Genomic DNA, 19,281 nt, shown 5'->3' on the forward strand with positions numbered 1-19,281 from the left:
AAACATCTTTGATTTAGAAAAAGTGATTTATACCTTTTCACAATCAAAAATAGGGAATTAAAAATGAATTTACGAAGCATCATTAAGACTACGCTCATAAGCGCCCTCCTCCTCGGAACAAGCGCTTTTGCCGATTTCAAACCAGTCCGAATCGCACACTATACTGGTGTGTTGTGTAGTGCCCCGGTTCATGTCGCTTGGCTCAAAGGTTACTTTGACGAGGAATTCAAAAAGATTGGTCAGAAATTCGAAATGGTTCCTGTTGATGCCGGAAAGAATTCTGTGAACGAGCTCATCGTCGCAGGCAAAGTCGATGCAGGGAACGACTTGCTCGCTACCGAACTTCAGCCCATTCAAAACGGGCTCCCTATCGTCTTTGTCACCGGTGTTCATACGGGTTGCACCAAATATTACGTCACCAAGAAATCGACGATTCAAAAATTGGAAGATTTGAAGGGACGTAAAACCAAGGTAGGCGTTATCGGTTTATCCGATAGTTCCGTGATGTCGTTCAGACGCAAACTCCGCGATTTGGGTATCGTCGCAGACGGCCCGGAAGCGGATGTCGAATTCATCGTCTATGGCGCAAGCGACTTGCCGATTGCCCTTGAAAAAGGCGCTGTTGACATTATCGCCCTTCATGATCCAACCGCAGCAACCGCCGAAAAAGAATATGGCTTGCGCAAGTTGCTCGACACCGCAATCGATCCGAAATTTGCCGTAGAATACTGCTGCGTCGCATTCGTGACACTCAAGCTCTGGAAGGAAAATCCGGAAGGTGCCGCTGCTTACACGCGCGCTGTCGCTCGCGGATCCGCATTCGTGAACAGCAATCCGCGCGAAGCCGCAAGACTCCAGCTCTCGAAGGATGTCGTTTCTGGCAGTGAAGAATTCAACGCCCAGTTGCTCGAAAGCTACGGTCACATTCCGTCCCGCAAGGCCGCGCTCCGCACGTTCAATATCGTCGCTGCAGAGCTTCAAAAGACGGGAGTCTTGAAGAAAAAATTGAACATCGAAAAGTTCGTCAAGAGTCACTTTGCTGACTTCGAATCAAAGGGTATCAAAATTCCGGATGGCTACTCCTATGATAAGGCCACCGATAAATTCACAGAAAATTTCGAAGAGCCGAAATCTCTTGTGAAAAACATTTAAAAAAGAGAGGTAACAATGTCCAATATTCACCATTCCATTACCGAGCTCGTCGGTCACACTCCGCTGCTGGAGCTCCACAATTTTGAAAAGAATCACAATGCCAAGGGCCATATCCTGGCAAAACTCGAATACTTCAACCCGTCCGGCTCCGTGAAGGACCGCGCTGCCCTCAGAATGATTGAAGAAGCCGAACGCGAAGGCAAGCTCAAGCCGGGTGGAGAAATCGTTGAAATCACAAGCGGTAACACGGGCATCGGCCTTGCCGCTATCGCCGCTGCCAAGGGCTACAAACTCACCGTTTTCTTTGAACCGGGTGGTTCTGAAGAACGCGTACAAGTGATCAAGACCTATGGAGCAACGCTCCTCGGTTACGACGCCCTTCCGAACGTAAGCAAACTCCTGAAGGAAGGCTCCTTCTCTGTTGCCGTCTTGCTCTCCGACGTCCGCAAGTATGCCGAAGAACACAATGCATTCTTCATCAACCAGATTGAAAACGAAAACAACCCGCTCGCCCATTACTACACCACCGGTCCGGAAATCGTTGCCGATACGGATGGCAAGGTAGACTTTATCGTTTCCATGGCAGGCACGGGCGGTACGCTCAATGGTCTTTCCAAGTACTTCCGCGAACACAATCCGAACGTGAAAATCGTCGGTGTGCAGGCCACTCCGGATTCCCGCTTCTTCACCCCGGAAGCTGAAGAACATGGCGTGATCGATGGTGTTGCCCCGTTCGCAAACGTTCCGGAACCGCCTCCTCTGCTGAACGATTCTTCGATCTATGACGAATACATTGAAGTCTCTACGCTCCAGGCTACAGGCGTTGCCCACGAACTTGCCGAACATGAAGGTCTCTTCCTCGGAACTTCTGGCGCAGCAGGCATCTACGCCGCATCCATCGTTGCCGCCCGCCCGGAAAACGAAGGTAAGAACGTTGTTGTCATTACTGCAGACAACGGCTTCAAATACCTTTCCACCAAAGTGTACGCATTGAAGAAGTAAGACTCATTGTGTACAAGCTCCTTCCCGTGACCTCACAAGGGGAGGAGCTTTTTTATTCAAGGAGTTTAAATGAAGAATAAACTAATAAACACATTAAGAAGATTTTTACCCTTTTTAGGTGTTATTGTCGCACTTGCCATCCACTTACTTATTGAAGACAGCGACGAACACCCAGAAGCTGAAGAAGCTTACTACACCTGGATTTTGTATTTCTTTTTGGCCACTACATTCATCCTCGGCATCGTCTCCACCTTTGTCAAAAAATTGAAGAAAGGCCTGGAATATTCCGGTGCGTTTTGGGGAGGCGTCGGAATCGTCGTCGCCATCATTGACATTGTCATCGGAAAGCTCGCCCTCTTCCCCGTCTTGTTTTTCCCGAAATACGACAACATTCTCGCCCAGTTTTTCGAAGGCTACGAAATCATCCTCAAGTGCATTTGGCACTCGACAAAACTTTTAGTCACAGGATTCCTCTACGGTGCCGGATTCGGCTTTATCACAGGCGTTCTCCTTGGATTCAACAAAAAGTTCAATTATTGGATCAACCCTTACATCAAGCTGATAGGCCCAATTCCCGCAACAATCTGGATTCCGATTTCGTTGACAATTTTCCCGACAACTTTTGGCGCAAGCGTTTTTATCATCGCACTTTCCGTCTGGTTCTCGGTTGCGCTTATGACGAGCTCTGCAATACAGGCTGTCCCCAAAGCCTATTTTGAAGTTTCACGCACGCTCGGCGCAAGCAGCGCTTTCCAGATATTCCGAGTCGGCATCCCGGCCGCCATGCCCTCCATTTTCCTTGGCGTATTCTACGGCATCATCAGTGCATTCTTGGCGCTCATGACCGCAGAAATGTTCGGCGTCAAATACGGTATCGGCTGGTACATCTCCTGGCAAAAGGCCATGCTCGTCTATAGCGGTGTTTACGCAGGAATCATCGTCATTGCAGTTTACTGCATGCTCATACTCACCCTGCTCTTTAAATTGCGCGATAAAATCTTGAATTGGCAAAAGGGAACTTTGAAATGGTAGCAGAAAATATCGAAAACGTAAAAGGCGCAATCCACATTGATAATCTTGTAAAGACATTTATCAGTAACGAAGGCGAAACCGTCGCCGCCTTGAATGGAGTCAATCTCGACATTCCCGCAGGCAGTTTCGTGAGCCTTATCGGTCCATCCGGCTGCGGAAAGACAACGCTCTTGAGGCAAATTGCAGGACTTGCCGAACCCACTTCGGGCGGCGTATTTGTCGATGGCAAAAAAATTACGAAGCCCGGTGCCGATCGCGGTTTTGCATTCCAGCAAGCAACACTTTTCCCATGGCTCAACATCCGCGACAACATTTCGCTTGGGCTCAGGGCCCGCCACGTGTACAAGGAACACAAGCAAGACGTTGACGAATTCATTGAAACGGTCGGGCTCAAGGGATTCGAAAAATCATACCCGCACGAACTTTCCGGCGGCATGAATCAGCGAGCAAGCCTTGCAAGAGCGCTTGTCGGCCACCCGGATATTCTCCTTTTGGACGAGCCCCTTGGTGCACTGGACGCTTTCACGCGCATGGCGATGCAAGACGAAATCCACCGCCTTTGGGAAAAGTACAAGACCACGATGGTGATGGTCACACACGATGTCGACGAAGCCCTTTACCTCAGTAATTACGTTGTAGTTATGAAGGCACGCCCGTCAAAAATCGAGCAGGTCATCAAAATCGAACTCCCGTTCCCGCGCGCACGAACACAGGACACGTTCATCCAATACCGCAAAAAGATTCTCGAACTGCTAAACTTTGCAGGAAAGATTCAGGAACCGGAATACTACTTGTAGCTATAATCAAAATCTATAAAAGGTGCTAGAAATATAATATTGGACAAAAATATCAATTCCTTCTATATTATGTGCCGGCGTGAAAAGCCTACAACTGCAAAATTTTGCAAGGGAGACTCGCCATGTCAGAAATTAAAGAACGAAATTTAGACTTTGATACCGTTATTGAGCGTCGCCATACCAACTCTATCAAATACGATTTTGCTATTGAACGCCGTGTTGTAAAGCCAGGTGAAGATCCATACAGTCTTCTCCCGCTTTGGGTTGCCGACATGGATTTCAAGACATCTTCGTTTATTCAAGACGAGTTGACCCGCGTTGCCGAATATGGAATCTTCGGTTACAGCGAACCCAAAGAAGACTACTACGAAGCTGTCAAAAATTTCTACCGCCGCCGACACCACTATGATATAGAAGACCGCAAATCGATTATCAAGATTCCCGGTGTGATGTTCGCGCTTGGCATGGCAATAAAAGCATTCACAAACGTTGGCGATGGAGTACTTATCCAGCAGCCAGTCTACATGCACTTTGTCGACGTCATCGAAGACAACGAACGCAAAGTTGTCAGTAACGACCTCGTTTATGGCGAAGACGGTCGCTATCACATTGACTTTGAAGATTTCGAAAAGAAAATCGTCGAAAACAATATCAAGCTCTTTTTGCTTTGCAGCCCGCACAATCCCGTTTGCCGCGTCTGGACTCGCGAAGAACTTACACGCCTCGGAGAGATTTGCCTCAAGCATAATGTAATCGTCGTGAGCGATGAAATCCACAGCGATTTCGTCTTTGAAGGTACGCACACCGTATTCGCCTCCATAAGCGAAGAACTGGCCAACAAATCCATCATCGTCACGGCGCCAACAAAAACATTCAACTTGGCAGGCATCCAAATCGCACACGCCTTCATAAAGAATCCATCAATCCGTCGCGCGTTCCGCAAGCAAATCTTTGCCACCGGTTATAGCCAAGTCAGCATCCAGGGAATCGTCTCGACGCAAGCCGCCTACAGCAAAGGTGAAGTCTGGCTCGACGCCCTCCTCAAGTACATCAAAGGCAACATTGAATTTACAGACAAATTTATTAAAGAAAATCTGAAAGGCGTCAAGCTTGCGCCAATGGAAGCGACTTACCTCGCATGGATAGACTTCAACGGGACAGGACTTTCGCCAGACGAAATCCAAGATTGCGTCCGCAACAAGGCGCGACTGTGGCTCAACAACGGGATCTTTTTCGGGAACAACGGAGAAGGATTCCAGCGGCTTAACCTTGCTTGTCCACGAAGTATCCTGGTCGAGGCACTCGATAGACTAAAAGTTGCGTTCAATACATAGGCTACGCACATCGAGAAGCTCCCAGGAAGCCTAGAATCCACCTGGGGGTTTCTTCTTTTTTTAATATTCCTACAATACGTATAGGATTCTTCTATTAAATTTCTTATATTTACCACGTAACTATAAAGGGATATAAACAGAACATGACACTACAACAATTACGTTACGCCATCGGGATTGCAAAAGCAGGCTCCTTCAACAAGGCCGCCGAATCCTTGTTCATATCCCAACCGTCTCTCACGACAGCCATCCGCGAGCTCGAAGATGAAATCGGCATCACCGTTTTCAACCGCACAAGCCGAGGCATCACGCTCACGCCCGAAGGCGAAGAATTCATCGCCCGCGCGAACGAGCTCTACAACCATTACGAGTCTGTTCTCGAACGCTACAGCAAGGAAGAACAGAAGAAGAAGCGTTTCGCCGTTTCGACACAGCACTATTCCTTCGCCGTCAAGTCCTTCGTGAACATGGCCAAAAAGTTCAACATCGATGATTACGAATTCGCCATCCGCGAAACAAAGACCAAAGAAGTCATCGATGACGTGACGAGCCTCCGCAGTGAAATCGGCATCATCTACTTGAGCGATTTCAACCGCAAGTACATCACGTATTTGCTCAAGGAACACGATCTCGTTTTCCAAAAGCTGATTGATTGCAAGGCTTACGCCTACATGTGGAAAAACAATCCACTCGCCAACAAGCCTTACGTGAACCTTGAAGACCTTTCGGATTACCCGTGCCTTTCTTTTGAACAGGGCGAAAGCGGTAACTATTACTTCGCCGAAGAAATCTTGAGTACAAACGAGTACCACAAAACCATTAAGGCAAACGACCGCGCCACAATGCTCAACTTGATGGTGGGTCTCAACGGTTACACGCTTTGTTCCGGCATCATTAGCGAAGAAATCAACGGTTCCGATTACGTCGCCGTGCCGTTCAAGGACGCGAAAGGCGAAGACGACCGCTCTATGGAAATCGGCTACATCACCAAAAAGAACTTTATGCTCAGCACCATCTGCCGCATCTACATCCGCGAGATGGAAGAATATCTCAAGGCATACACCGCCGAGCACAATCCAAACGCCTAATCAAAGCGTACAAACTCACTGCATCACGCCCATCATCGATGGGCGTTTTTCATTACGTCATCCCGGCCAACCACTTTGTCATGCCCGCCACCTTGTCATCCCGGACTCCGTTCCGGGAGGGCATCACCATACACGTCTTGTTATAGTAAAAACCTATATAACACGCTAGAAATAAAGTATTGGACAAACTCATATTCGCCTTCTATATTTGGCATCGAACAAAAACAAAAAGTCATCTAGGAGGTCATTATGAAACAAGGTATTTTATTCGGCGCAACAGCAATTGCATTTGGCGTTCTCGTTTCGCTACTTTCATTTGTTCTGCTTCCATTTTGCTCGGGTCATGGAGACATGATCATGCGCTGCCAAAAGACCTCTAGTGTTGACGGAATTATCGGCATTGTCATCGCGATTTTTGGTATTGCCTATATCGCGATCCCGAAAGCACAAAAAGCATTATCGGCAGCAGTGATTGCAGGCGGTGTTTTTACAGCCCTTGTACCCGCCGTGATTGTAGGCGTTTGCGCAGCACCCCACATGCATTGTCATTCCATTTCTTCACCGGTTTTGCAAATCACAGGAATCGTCATTGCGCTCGTTGGAATCGCCAACAGCATTTACTTATTGAATCGCAGTATAACGCGACAGGAGACTTTAAATGAATCAAATCATACTTAGAATTATTTATACAAACTTTTGGCGTCATCCGTTCCGAAGCATTGGACTTGTCATCTTAACCGCAGTCGCTTCGGCAACACTTTTATCAAGCGCTCTTTTTTCTGAAAGTCTTGAAGCAGGCCTGGAGCAGCTCTCATCGCGCATGGGCGCAGACTTGCTCATCGTTCCATACGGCAGCGAAGCAAAAGACCAACCAGTTCTCTTGCAAGGAGAATTAAGCCATCGCACGCTCCCCCGAGAAATTCTCGAATTCACCCGAAAAACTCCAGGCATCAAAATTGCCACATCGCAATTTTATTTTTCCACGCTCGGATCTAGCTGCTGCGATAAAAAAGTCAACATCATCGGTTTCGATTCCAAGACCGATTTTACCATCAAGCCGTGGATTCGCAAAACATACAAGAAAGACTTTCCCATTGGTTCTGTAATCGCGGGTAGCGACATTCAAGTCGATGAATCCGGGAAAATCAAGTTCTTCGATCAGGAATTTACTGTCGTAGCACACCTAGAACGCATGGGTAATAAGCTTGACCAAGCCATTTTTGCCGATGTCGGGACCATCGAAATCTTGCAGAAAGCAGCGAAAGAAAAAGGTATCAACTTCATTTCCGAAGGCGAACCTTCCGCGATTCTTGCGAATCTCGAAAAAGGCGCAGACTTTGAAAAAATATCGCAGACGCTTCACGAGAGATTCGACAACATCCACGTGATTCCGCGCAAGGATTTATTCGATAACGTCATCGCTACGGCAGGTTCTTTCAAGATTATCGTATGGGTTATCGCCGTATTTTTCTTGATTGTCTCCATCGCCGCCGTTTCAATAGCCTTCTCAATTTCTGCAAACGAGCGCAAGCGCGAATTTGCAACACTCCGCGTCATCGGTTTCACGCAAAAGAGATTGGAACACATCGTTCTTGGCGAATCATTGCTCGCAACCATCATCGGCACTGTCGTAGGCGCGTTCATCAGCGTATTTGCAACGCTCTCGTTCCGCGTGTTCATTATCGACAGTTTATCCGTACCGTTCTTGCTTCCGAGCGCACTAACCATTTTTGCGATTATCATCGTTGCAATATTCATTCCTACAATCACAGGCACAGGAGCCGCCTATCGAATAGCTAAACAAGTTGGCCGTCTAGATGTTTACTCGGCTTTAAAGGAGGAAACTTAATGATACTCAATGGTAACAACATTACAAAAGAATATACCCGACGCGGTGAAAAGTTCCCAGCCGTCAACAACGCCGATTTCTTCGCCTGGTCAGGCGATTACACGGTCATCTTCGGAGAATCCGGAAGCGGCAAGAGCACGCTTTTGAACGCCCTCGCAGGCATCAGCGCACCAACATCTGGTTGCATCGCCATTGACGGACAACCGCTTTACACTTTGAATGACGAAGACCGTTCAAAGTTACGCAACGAGCGCATCGGCTACATCCCGCAAAATGCAGCCTGCTTGCCCGCATTCACCGTAACCGAAAACATCGAACTTGCCGCAAGCCTTTACAAGCGACGCATCGACAAGGAGCAAATCCAGAGCCTCCTCAAAAAGCTCGGCATCGCTCATTTGGCAAACGAATACCCCGCCAACTTATCGGGTGGAGAATTGCGCCGAGTCGCCATCGCACGTGCTCTTGTCAACAATCCCGACTTGATTATCGCCGATGAACCGACAAGCAATCTCGACGAAGATAATAGCCGCAAGGTTTTCAGCCTTTTCGGAAGGCTTGCAAAATCAGGCGCAGCAGTCATTGTTGCCACGCACGACCGATCGGCATTTGGCTACAGCAATCGCACGTACCACATGAAATCGGGCACGCTCATCCCCGACATCGGAGAATACGGCAATCTCTAAAATTTCTAATTTTACAACGTCGTAAACCTGTCATGCCCGATTTAATCGGGCATCGCCTTTTCATGTCGATATGAAACTATTACTCATATACTTCTTTGTTCTCGGTTTCATCTGCATTCGAGACTTGTTCAAAGTCAAGAATTTTGACGATTATGTTGTTGCAGGTCGCAAGCAAAGCGCCCCATTCGTATTCATGAGCCTCATGGCAACCGTCCTTGGGGCATCTGCAACGGTGGGCATTGCCGCACGTGCCGAGAGCATCGGTTTTGCCGCCTTTTGGTGGCTCGCCGTTGGAGCGATTGGGTTCTGGTTTCAAGCCGCATTTTTGAGCAAACCCGTTCACGATCTTGACGTGCGCACGCTTCCCGAAATTGCAGAAAAGACAGTCGGCAAAACAGGTCGAAAGCTTGTCGCTTTAATCATCGCCGTTTCGTGGATTGGAATTATCGCTGCACAATTTGCAGCCGTCGCAGGATTTATCGGGCTTGTGCTTGGTCACGATGCAGGGACGCAATCCGTATTGATTACCGCCGTGATTGTCATTGTCTACACGCTATTGGGCGGGCAGCTTTCTGTTGTCCGCACAGACGCTTTGCAATTTGGAATTTTGACGCTCGGATTTTTTGCAGCTGCCGTTTATCTGTTCGGCGGATTCTCGGGAATCGAAAACGCCGCGCATTCCGCAAGTTTCGCCGCCAGCAGTTCGACCGTCAATAGCGCGGGACTCGCGACTTTCGGCAGCTTCAATCTCTTGAATGAAAAATTCGGCGCCAGCGATTTAGCCATTATGCTATTCACTATCGGCGGCGCTTATTTCCTTGGCCCCGACGTGATTTCCAGAAATCTCGTCGCCAAAGACGCCACATCGGCACGCAAAGCTGTTGTCGCCGGCAGTTTTGCCATTCTCGCCTTTAGCGTGATTATCGTTTTACTCGGCATGTGGGCCGCCACTTACGCCCCAGCTACAGCAGGCTCCGCCACGAATCCGCTGTTTCGCCTCGCCTCCGGCGTGCTCCCGCTCCCGCTTGCCGCCCTCCTTTCCGTTGGGCTTTTGTCGGCACTCCTTTCGTCGGCAGATACATGCCTTATCAATTCCGCCGCCATTTTCGGGAGCGACATTCTGAACACGCGCCGCATTTCTGTTGTGCGCATTTCAGTCGTTGTCATCGGCATTATCGCCACCTATCTTGCACTCCAAGGGAAAGACATCATCGGGCTTTTGACAATGGCCTACTCCGTTTACACGCCAGGCATCGTTGCCCCACTCGCAGTCGCCATTATTGCGCACAAAGAGTTCAAAGTCAAGAAAACGCTCTGGTACGCAGGCGTGATTATCGGCGGGCTCTTCGGGCTCATCCCCGCAATTCTCGCCTCCACAGCAAAAATGCAAAGCCCCGCTTACTTGCCGCTTGTCGGGATTGCGATATCGCTTGTGTTCGCGCTAGCGAGCTTAAAGAAGAAATAATGGATCCGTCACGTCTCCGCCGTTCAGGATGACGAAGCGCGGCATTTTCTATCAAAATAATTATAGGGAGATGCCCGCTCAAGGCGGGCATGACATAGAAAAAAGTCGCGAGGCATAAAACCCGCGACTTTTTTCAATTTCATTCAAGCCATTAGCCAACAACCATTGACCAATGACTATTGACTACTGACTAATAAATAAATGTGCATATAGGCTTCCCACCTTCGACGGGAAGCCATGCTTTTCATTAGTAAATGAAAAGCATCTCGCGATACTTCGGCAGCGGCCAAAGTTCGTTCGGCACAATCTTTTCAAGGCCGTCCACTTCCTTGCGGAGAGCGGCAATCGCATCGACAATGCCTTCGTGGAGTCCACCGAGCGCCTTTTCCATGACGTCAATTGCGGCGAGCAAGCGGTTCATGCCTTCGCCGAGCGACTTGGCGTAACCGTCAAGACCTGGGAAGCCCTGGTTGAGAGCCATTTCGTTTGTCTTGAGCGCCTTAGAGTAAGCTTCGACAACGGCAGGCAAAATGATATTCTTCGCCATGTCGCGGGCGATTTCGCCTTCGATATGGATGCGCTTGTGGTAATCTTCCACATTCACTTCGTAACGGGAAACCATTTCGGCACGGTTCATCACGCCATACTTTTCGAAGAGCGCAATGTTTTCATCCTTCGTCAAAGCCTTGAGCGCTTCCATAGAAGTGCGGATGTTTGGGAGACCACGCTTTTCAGCTTCCTTCACCCATTCTTCAGTGTAGCCGTTGCCATTGTAAAGAATGCGCTTGTGTTCCTTCACGATCTTTTGCAAAATCTTTTGCAAGCCCGTGTGGAAATTCTTGTCATCAAGCTTTTCGAGCTGTTCAGAGATCATGTCGAATGCTTCGGCGACAATCGTATTGAGGACAACGTTCGGTTCAGAGCAGCTCTGGCTAGAGCCCGGTGCACGGAATTCAAACTTGTTGCCCGTAAATGCAAACGGCGAAGTTCTGTTGCGGTCCGTAGCGTCACGCGGGAGCGGCGGGAGCGTATCGGAACCAAGTTTCATGGCACCAGCTTGCTTGCTGGACTTCGGCACGCCTTGTTCGAGCTGTTCAATCACATCCATGAGCTGATCGCCGAGGTAAATGGAGATGATTGCCGGAGGAGCTTCGTGAGCGCCAAGACGGTGGTCGTTACCTGCACCTGCGCAAGTCATGCGGAGCAAATCAGCATGCGTATCGACAGCGTACATGATGGCGCAAATGGCAGTGAGGAACACGGCATTCTGGTGCGGGTCCTTGCCCGGATTGAGCAAGTTGCCCTTGCCGTAAGAAAGACTCCAGTTGTTATGCTTGCCAGAACCGTTCACACCTGCAAACGGTTTTTCGTGCAACAGGCAAACGAGACCGTAGCGGTCCGCCACATTACGGAGCGTTTCCATCACAAGCATGTTGTGGTCGCAAGCAAGGTTCACTTCTTCAAAGAGCGGAGCAAGTTCGAACTGGGCCGGAGCCACTTCGTTATGGCGGGTCTTTGCCGGGATACCAAGCTTCCACAGTTCCTTTTCCACATCGTTCATAAAGTTCAAGATGCGGCTCGGGATGCTGCCAAAGTAATGGTCATTCATTTGTTGGTGCTTTGCAGGAGTAGCACCGAAAATCGTGCGACCGGCCTGATACAGGTCCGGGCGTTGCAGATAAAATCTCTTGTCGATGAGGAAGTATTCTTGTTCGGCGCCGAGCGTAACTGTTGTCTTTTTCGGACCAGCCTTAAAGCAAGTCATCAAGCGGCGAGTCGACTTGGAAAGAGCTTGCAAGCTGCGGAGGAGTGGAGTCTTCTTGTCGAGAGCTTCACCCGTGTAGCTGCAGAACGCGGTCGGGATGCAGAGTGTTGCACCATTGCCGTGACGCTTGATGAACGCCGGAGAAGTCGGGTCCCACGCGGTATAGCCGCGAGCCTCGAACGTAGAACGCAAACCACCACTCGGGAAGCTCGAAGCGTCCGGTTCGCCCACAATCAAATTCTTACCGCTGAAAGCCATAATGGCCTTGCCACCAGACGGTTCAATAAAGCTGTCGTGCTTTTCGGCCGTCGATCCCGTCAAAGGCTGGAACCAATGCGTAAAGTGCGTTGCGCCGCGATCCATTGCCCAGCGCTTCATCGCGTGAGCGACATCGCCAGCGATGCTCGGATCAAGAGCCACGCCCTCGTCGATCGTTGCGAGCAATTTTTCGCAAATATCCTTCGGGAGGTAGGTGCGCATGGCATCGGCATTGAAAACGTCTTCGCCATAGAAATCGACATTCGCCGGAGCGGCAGGCATCACAGCGCTCACCGGAGCAGTTGCGATATCGTAGATGGCCTTATTACGACTATTGTTCATTTTTTACCCTTAATGTCTTCTCCGTCTTGTCATCCCGGACTTGTTCCGGGATCACCATTTCAGAGATTTTTAATTAACAGACTTAAAACTAGCAATGCTTTTACCCCTTTGCACCGTACAAAATCGCCTATTTTCGCCCTACTTCATTACATTTTTGTAAAATTATATCACTTTATTACATTTTTGTAATACAAGAACGTAAATTATTACTATATTAAACACGTTCATCTCTCCTAGAGCTGCGTCGGGTCGCCTAAAAACGGCCCGATGCAGCAACAGAGATTCCCCGAAAAGCAAAATGGATATCGAAGCTCTTGAAAACACGACTTTCGCGGCCATAGTCGAGAAAATCCAAAAGGTTCGCAAGCGTGGCGAGCTTTTAGAGAGCATTCACGGGATTTTAAAAAAGAACTTTGAATCCGTCGAAATCCAGCACCAAATCGAATGCCAGAAAATCCGCAACGTCATTGAAGGCATTCCAGGCGAACTCATCGGGAACACGCGCGAAATGCGCGAAGTGAGCAAGCTCGTCCGCCAAATCGCCCCCACCGCCGCAACAGTCCTTATCCGCGGCAAGGCAGGCACCGGCAAAGAATACGTTGCCCGCAGCATTCACGAGCTTTCGGAACGCAAAAATTCCCCGTTCGTAGCGCTCAACTGCGATGCCCTCACCGAGGGTGCGAACTCTTTTGAAAGCGAACTTTTCGGTTTTGAACGCGGAGCATTCACAGGCGCCACCAACCGCCACATCGGCAAGGCAGAACAAGCAAACGGCGGCACGCTCTTTCTAGACGAAGTTGCCGACTTGCCGCTCCCCGCGCAAATCAAGCTTCTGCAATTTATTCAGGAACAAAGTTTCAAGCGTCTCGGCAGCAACATCGAGCAGCGCTGTAACGTGCGTCTCATCGCGAGCACCGGCAAGAATCTCGAAGCCATGATGCAACACGGCACGTTCCGCGAAGACCTTTATTACCGCCTGAACATTTTCCAGATTTCGCTCCCCGAACTCATCCAGCGCAAGACGGACATTTTACTTTTAGCGGACCATTTCATCGAAAAGATGAATTACAAATATGGCAAGAAAATTTTGCGCTTAAGCTCACCCGCCATCGACATGCTCATGAGCTACCATTGGCCCGGTAACGTACGCGAACTCGAAAACTGCATCGAACACGCATGCCTTGCGACAACAGACGTCTGTATCAACGCCTACGATTTGCCGCCCACGCTGCAAACCGACGTCACATCAGGAACGTCCGTACTCCCCGAAGGCAACAGCCCTCTTGCCACGCTGATGGACAGCTACGAGCGCGAAATTCTGAGCGAAGCGCTCCGCCGTCATGACGGCAACATGAGCGCCGCCGGGCGCGACCTTTCCGTAAGCCCGCGCATGATGCTATACAAAATAAGGCGGCTAGGAATAGCCGCCTCGAATTAAGCAAATTGTCACCCCGACCATTGCGCCGGGGGCAGTAACACACTATCTCACAACAGTGATGCTATTCACCGGAAGAACATCCTTCGGCGACTTGAGCTTGCTCACCTTATCGTTTTTGTACACGTAAACGCCAGCATTCTCGCCACGTTCACCAATGTAAAGCGTTCCCGTAGCATTGTCAAAGAAGAGCGAGCCTTCAACATCGCTTATACCAGAAACCGTCTTGACCGACTTTTTAGAAAGGTCAATCTTAAAAAGCGGCACATTTCCATTATAGTCTTTATAAGCAGTACCATAAGCATAGCCCTCAGCATCTACAACAAAGGAAACAAGACCCGAACTAAGAGTGCCGAATTTTTCGCCATCAATAAGAACGGACGACTTTTTCTTAGCCACGTCAACGACTTCAATACCGAAGACGTCGGATTCACCACTATAATCACCAGTAGACCCAACATAAAGCATACCATTGGCAAAGCCCATAGCAGCCGGATTCTTCTTTGCAAGTCTGATCGTATCGAGGAATTCACCATCATCAAGATTGTACATTGCGATGAGGCCCGGCACATCGTAAGAAGTAACCCAGCCTTCAGAAACATAGCGCTGGAACATAGCAAACAAGGTATCGTTTCTGACTTCAAAATCAGCCAAATGCGGAGCATGGCCCTCCGTGTGCACAAGATTTTCAGTCTTAACAGTCTTTGTGACCTTACCATCCTTTATAGCAACTTTCACAAACTTGGCAGCGTCCTTCAAAGCAACCCAGACTTCCTTATCATTTGCCTTGACGACATCGCTCGGATTCGTGCCATCGCCCAACTTGACCTGCCACTTAGGCTTATTTTTCGCAGGATCCACCAACGCAAGGGCGCCCTTGCCACTTTCTACAACAAAGATGTTACCATCAACGCCAACAATCTTGGTATCCTGAGAGAACTGAAGAGTGTCGTCAGAGATCTTACCATCCTTAACCCAACGGAGTTCACCAGCCGGGCTTGTCCAATCACTGAAGTACACATAGACAGAGCCTTCATCTGCACTTGAAGAAGAAGACGTTTCCTTACTGGAAGAAGACTTCGCAGAGCTTGAAGAAGATTTTACAGAGCTAGAAGAGGACTTGCCCTTGCTAGAGGAGGATTTAGCCTTGCTGGAAGAAGATTTCGCTTTATCCACGCTTGACGAGCTAACGAGATCGATTTCGTCATCTTCAGCGGAAGTGGCGTTATCCGAGCAAGCCTGCATATAGAATGCAAAGGACGATGCCATAAGAAGAGAGAGGATTTTTTTCATGGTTGTTCCTTTTTATGTTTTTCGCAGACGATGTGGATTACATGTTTTGCAAGCCCCATTCTGCGCGGGGTTTAAAACCCCTGTGTTAATGTTAATTTGTATTCTCGCCCAGGAGTTGGGAATGGAATATAGGGGTTTCTATACTTTTCATCCGTTAAATTTCGAAGAGCGAAAATAAGTCTAGTTTTAACAAATGGAGACCACCCAAGCGAAACATGATGCAAATCCACAGCAGGTTCCACAACACGATTCGCACGGTCTTCAAAAATTTTGGTACGATATTCCGAAACCCAGGTCAAATCAAGATGATACGGTAAATCGAATCGTGCTTCGGCATAATATGAACGCGCCGGTTCATTCGGAATTTTCTTCCCATTATAATAGTTTTCATTGCTTCGATCTTCCGCATTCTGGAACGTTGCACGCAAAATCACAGAAAGCCAATTTTTGGGTTTACTTTCCAATTCGGCCTCAAGCCCTCGAATATGGGATTTTCCAATATTTTTCGGTTTTACAAAGCCAGCATTCATTAACCAAAATATTCCATTATCCACTCGCGTTTCAAAATACGTTGCACGAATAGCAGTATTGCTTTTGGGAACCATGTAATAGCCCCCCACTTCAAAACGCAGCGCAGATTCATCAAGAAGATCTGGATTCGAAAGCATTCCAGGATAAACGCCATATAGTTCCATCAACTGCGGCGTACGTACAAAACGTCCAAAGCTCAAGCTAAAGCCATACAGAGAACTAGGGGCATCATAACGCACAAAGCCACGCCCAGACCACGAAATATCACGATCTTTCGCCGTATTCAACGTCAACGATGTCGTCGGCTGTACGAATTTTCCACCATAAAGATCATCCTTGACAATCAAAGCCGATGTTTCGCCACCAACAGAAAGATTCTTGATTAATTCATAAAACACATCAGCAGAAGCATTAGTAGAAACACGAGAAAGGTTCCATTTGGGCATCGTTCCGCGTTTCTCATAATAGGAGGCATCCATCGACAATCTCAAATTCGCTTCCAAGCGGTCGCCCGAATAGTTCGCAACAACCTCAGGAACAAGGCTATACCCTGCCGCGCCATATTCCTGCAATCCAGAAGACGGATACCCGATATGATCCAGCGGGTAATATGAATGCGACGTAGCCTTTTCAAACTTTCCCGTCAATGAAAATTCAAGCCATAGCCAGCCCAGCAACTGAGGCAATTCCGCACGATAAGCCATCTGTACAAAATCACCCTTGTAACCCGCGACACTCGTCTGATAATCGTCGTGCCCTGGATTTCCACCATCCGAACGGCTAAAGTTAAGATTCAAAGTCGAAAAAACGCCATTTGCATGCAAAACGCGAGCCTTGAAAAGCCCCGAGTATTCTGTGAACTCGGCATTCCGGCGCGTATCCGTAAAATCGTCATCATGATTATACGGAGTTCCATTATTGCTCTCAAATTCGTAATCGTTGTCGCTATGGCGTACCGACAAAGACGCACTTACCGAGGCGCTATCCGTCAAGCGAGAAAGCAACTGCATCGAAGCCTCCCACGTGTTGTGGCTGCCGTAACTTAAAAGCACACGACCCGACTTCTTTTCTTCAGGCTTGAGCACAGCTTCGGCAGGCTTCGAACCTTTCGTGATAAAGTTGATGGCACCGCCAATGCCGCGACCACCAAACTTCGCCGGCACACGGTCCTTGTAGACTTCAATCTTTTCAATCTGATTCAAGTCAATCGAACCAAAATCAACCGCACCGCCCGAGGCATCGTTCAGCGGAATGCCGTCCATGCAAACGACAATGTTTTTTGCCGAGACACCGCGAATGCTCACGGTCTGGAAACTCCCGACACCGCCCTGGCGCGTGTACTGCACGCCCGGGAGTGCCGCCAAGACTTCCGCTGCCGAAAGCGAACGGCCTTCCCACGCTTCGGGCAAAACCTCGGCATAACTCGAAGACGCCTGCAAAGGCTTTTCAACACTCGTCGTCTCGTAAACAGAGGACTCGCCTAAATCTTGAATAAACTCTTCGGAAAAACTAGAAACGCTCGCAAGCAGTACGGCCGCGCACACGCGAACGCCCAAGAGACTGCGACTGCACGCAGTCAAACACCCACGCAAACGCGTGGCTATGCAAAGCGATGTCTTTCGCACCGTTTAACAACCCGTGGCGCAAAGCGCCCGTTGTGCCTTACAGTTCTTCTGACTCGGGGATCACTCTACTTCCAGCCCCTTCACACCCACCTTGCGGCAAGCATTGGTTTATGCTGGTTTCGTCCTCCCTTACAGCGGCGAGACCGTTCCCGGCTTTCACGGGATTCTCTTATATCGAATCAGCGGTGACACGATACAGCGTTTTACCGCATAAGGCATTACCTATGAAAAATATAGTAAACAATTCGGGGCATTGTCATCCCCCGTCATGCCCGTCACCGAACGGGCATCTCCCTTTCATGAAATCTTACATTCGCGGTTTCCACTCCGCAAGAACCATGCCCGCAACAATGGCGACAGCACCCGCGATCGCGACCGACGTGATACGCTCCCCAAGAGCAATCACCGCTGTAATAATCGTCACGAGCGGAATTGCGTATATGTAATTGCTTGCGAGCACCGTTCCAATTTGCTTCAGTACCATATTCCATATCAGGTACCCAAACAACGACGAGAACACCGTAAGGCAAAGGAAGTTGAGCGACACGACCGGTTCTGCAAAGTTCTGCCACGGGACTCCAAGGAAATGCCCAGCGCCGGCCTCGTTTGGAGCAATCGCGGTTTCGCCAAGCATAATGATTATTGACGAGAGCGCGCCATAGAAAAACATCTTTCGCGTTATAAAAAGCGTAGAGTATTTTTCATTGAGCGGACGCACAATCAAGGAATAAATCGTCCACATGCATGCCGAACTGAACGCGAGCAAATCGCCCACCGGCGAAAGTTTTAGAATAAACTTTCCATTCAGCACCACAAGCACCATGCCGATAAACGTAATCACACACCCGAGAATCTGTCGCTTACAAAGGCGTTCGCTTTTGTAAATGAGCCCGCCAAAAATCATCGTCAAAAGCGGATTCGTACAGACAATCAACGAGACATTGCTCGATGGAGAAATCGAGAGCGCTGTATTCTCCGCCCAAAAGTAAAGCGTGCAACCCGTGAGCCCGCACAAGCACAAAATCAGTTCGTGCTTCCAGTTTTCACAACGGAATTGTTTATGCGTCATCGCGAGCAGCAGCAAGTACGTCACCGTAAAGCGCAACGTGAAAATCTGCACCGCCGAGAAGCCGTGATTCAAGAGCACCTTCGTGCTCACAAAACTCGTGCCCCAAAACGCAATCGTCCCAATCGCAAGGGCGTGCCAAAAAGCGAGACTGTTACGGGTCGGTTTCATCACCGCCAAAGATAAAAAAAATCAGCCCACAAAAATATGGACTGATTTTGTTCATTAAGGAAGAAAAACTTACTTAGCCTTCTTAGCGAGTCTTTCACCAGCTCTAAGATTCGTAGCGACAATCTTTTTAAGTTCAGCGGCGCCCTTTTCGAATCTTTCACCACCATTCCAGCCACGCGGGAACTTCTTCATAGAAGTTTTGAGCTCGGTCAATTGCTTGATCATATCATCGACAACGAGGTCACCGGCTTCGCCGCCCCATCTACGAACCTTGGCAGGCTTCGTAGCCACAACAGCCTTCTTCACTTCAGCGGCCTTGACGGTCTTCTTGGCAACAACGGTTTTCTTTGTAGCGACAGCTTTCTTTGCAGTAGCCATTTTTTTCTCCTTGGT

General features: G+C 48.9%; 16 protein-coding genes and 1 riboswitch. Of the genes, 11 read left to right on the plus strand and 5 right to left on the minus strand.

The features are described from left to right. The first annotated feature begins 63 nt into the window (after window positions 1-63). The 10 genes from CRN95_RS12285 (at window position 64) to CRN95_RS12330 (ending at window position 10,402) form a co-directional block, all read left to right on the plus strand. Window positions 64-1,152 (plus strand): ABC transporter substrate-binding protein, encoded by a 1,089-nt coding sequence (locus CRN95_RS12285; RefSeq protein WP_014545829.1) that lies wholly within the window; start codon window positions 64-66, stop codon window positions 1,150-1,152. Between the two features lie 15 nt (window positions 1,153-1,167). Beyond that, on the plus strand, window positions 1,168-2,154 hold the full coding sequence (locus CRN95_RS12290; RefSeq protein ID WP_085491313.1) for a PLP-dependent cysteine synthase family protein: 987 nt from the start codon (window positions 1,168-1,170) through the stop codon (window positions 2,152-2,154). Between the two features lie 69 nt (window positions 2,155-2,223). Next, entirely contained in the window at window positions 2,224-3,186 is a 963-nt protein-coding gene (locus tag CRN95_RS12295) for an ABC transporter permease (protein ID WP_014545831.1), read from the plus strand. After that, window positions 3,180-3,983 carry an ABC transporter ATP-binding protein gene (locus CRN95_RS12300; protein WP_014545832.1) on the plus strand — a complete coding sequence of 268 codons (804 nt, stop codon included), beginning with the start codon at window positions 3,180-3,182 and terminating at the stop codon, window positions 3,981-3,983. The genes CRN95_RS12295 and CRN95_RS12300 overlap by 7 nt, the downstream gene beginning before the upstream one ends. Before the next feature lie 122 nt (window positions 3,984-4,105). Next, window positions 4,106-5,317: a MalY/PatB family protein gene (locus CRN95_RS12305; protein ID WP_097021080.1), complete on the plus strand. Its 1,212-nt coding sequence runs from the start codon at window positions 4,106-4,108 to the stop codon at window positions 5,315-5,317. Between the two features lie 143 nt (window positions 5,318-5,460). Continuing rightward, on the plus strand, window positions 5,461-6,405 hold the full coding sequence (locus CRN95_RS12310; protein WP_014545834.1) for a LysR family transcriptional regulator: 945 nt from the start codon (window positions 5,461-5,463) through the stop codon (window positions 6,403-6,405). Window positions 6,406-6,654: 249 nt separating this feature from the next. After that, window positions 6,655-7,083, plus strand: coding sequence for a DUF4418 family protein (locus CRN95_RS12315; protein ID WP_073423787.1), 429 nt, complete (start codon window positions 6,655-6,657; stop codon window positions 7,081-7,083). After that, a complete protein-coding gene (locus tag CRN95_RS12320) occupies window positions 7,064-8,254 on the plus strand; it encodes an ABC transporter permease (RefSeq protein ID WP_097021081.1) in 1,191 nt (396 codons plus the stop codon). The genes CRN95_RS12315 and CRN95_RS12320 overlap by 20 nt, the downstream gene beginning before the upstream one ends. Continuing rightward, window positions 8,254-8,937, plus strand: coding sequence for an ABC transporter ATP-binding protein (locus CRN95_RS12325; RefSeq protein WP_097021082.1), 684 nt, complete (start codon window positions 8,254-8,256; stop codon window positions 8,935-8,937). Before CRN95_RS12320 ends, CRN95_RS12325 begins: the two co-directional genes overlap by 1 nt. Before the next feature lie 70 nt (window positions 8,938-9,007). Then, window positions 9,008-10,402, plus strand: a complete 1,395-nt coding sequence (locus CRN95_RS12330; RefSeq protein WP_097021083.1) for a sodium:solute symporter — start codon at window positions 9,008-9,010, stop codon at window positions 10,400-10,402. A gap of 247 nt (window positions 10,403-10,649) precedes the next feature. On the opposite strand, the gene CRN95_RS12335 is transcribed toward CRN95_RS12330, so the two are convergent. Beyond that, window positions 10,650-12,707: a glutamine synthetase III gene (locus CRN95_RS12335; RefSeq protein WP_176421778.1), complete on the minus strand. Its 2,058-nt coding sequence runs from the start codon at window positions 12,705-12,707 to the stop codon at window positions 10,650-10,652. 358 nt (window positions 12,708-13,065) lie between these two features. Between CRN95_RS12335 and CRN95_RS12340 the strand changes: the two genes are divergently transcribed. Further along, a complete protein-coding gene (locus CRN95_RS12340) occupies window positions 13,066-14,205 on the plus strand; it encodes a sigma-54-dependent Fis family transcriptional regulator (protein WP_088630185.1) in 1,140 nt (379 codons plus the stop codon). A 42-nt stretch (window positions 14,206-14,247) separates the two neighbouring features. On the opposite strand, the gene CRN95_RS12345 is transcribed toward CRN95_RS12340, so the two are convergent. The 4 genes from CRN95_RS12345 to CRN95_RS12360 all read right to left on the minus strand — a co-directional run bounded on the left by CRN95_RS12345 (window position 14,248) and on the right by CRN95_RS12360 (window position 19,266). Continuing rightward, window positions 14,248-15,495, minus strand: coding sequence for a hypothetical protein (locus CRN95_RS12345; protein WP_176421776.1), 1,248 nt, complete (start codon window positions 15,493-15,495; stop codon window positions 14,248-14,250). A 71-nt stretch (window positions 15,496-15,566) separates the two neighbouring features. Next, window positions 15,567-17,606 carry a TonB-dependent receptor gene (locus tag CRN95_RS12350; protein ID WP_159462316.1) on the minus strand — a complete coding sequence of 680 codons (2,040 nt, stop codon included), beginning with the start codon at window positions 17,604-17,606 and terminating at the stop codon, window positions 15,567-15,569. 65 nt (window positions 17,607-17,671) lie between these two features. Continuing rightward, window positions 17,672-17,882: riboswitch (cobalamin riboswitch) on the minus strand. 76 nt (window positions 17,883-17,958) lie between these two features. Next, window positions 17,959-18,888: a DMT family transporter gene (locus CRN95_RS12355; RefSeq protein ID WP_097021085.1), complete on the minus strand. Its 930-nt coding sequence runs from the start codon at window positions 18,886-18,888 to the stop codon at window positions 17,959-17,961. A gap of 69 nt (window positions 18,889-18,957) precedes the next feature. Then, window positions 18,958-19,266: a hypothetical protein gene (locus CRN95_RS12360; RefSeq protein WP_097021086.1), complete on the minus strand. Its 309-nt coding sequence runs from the start codon at window positions 19,264-19,266 to the stop codon at window positions 18,958-18,960. Window positions 19,267-19,281: the final 15 nt, after the last annotated feature.

Origin of the sequence: Fibrobacter sp. UWB16, from assembly GCF_900215325.1 — a bacterium.
Classification (GTDB): Bacteria; Fibrobacterota; Fibrobacteria; order Fibrobacterales; family Fibrobacteraceae; genus Fibrobacter.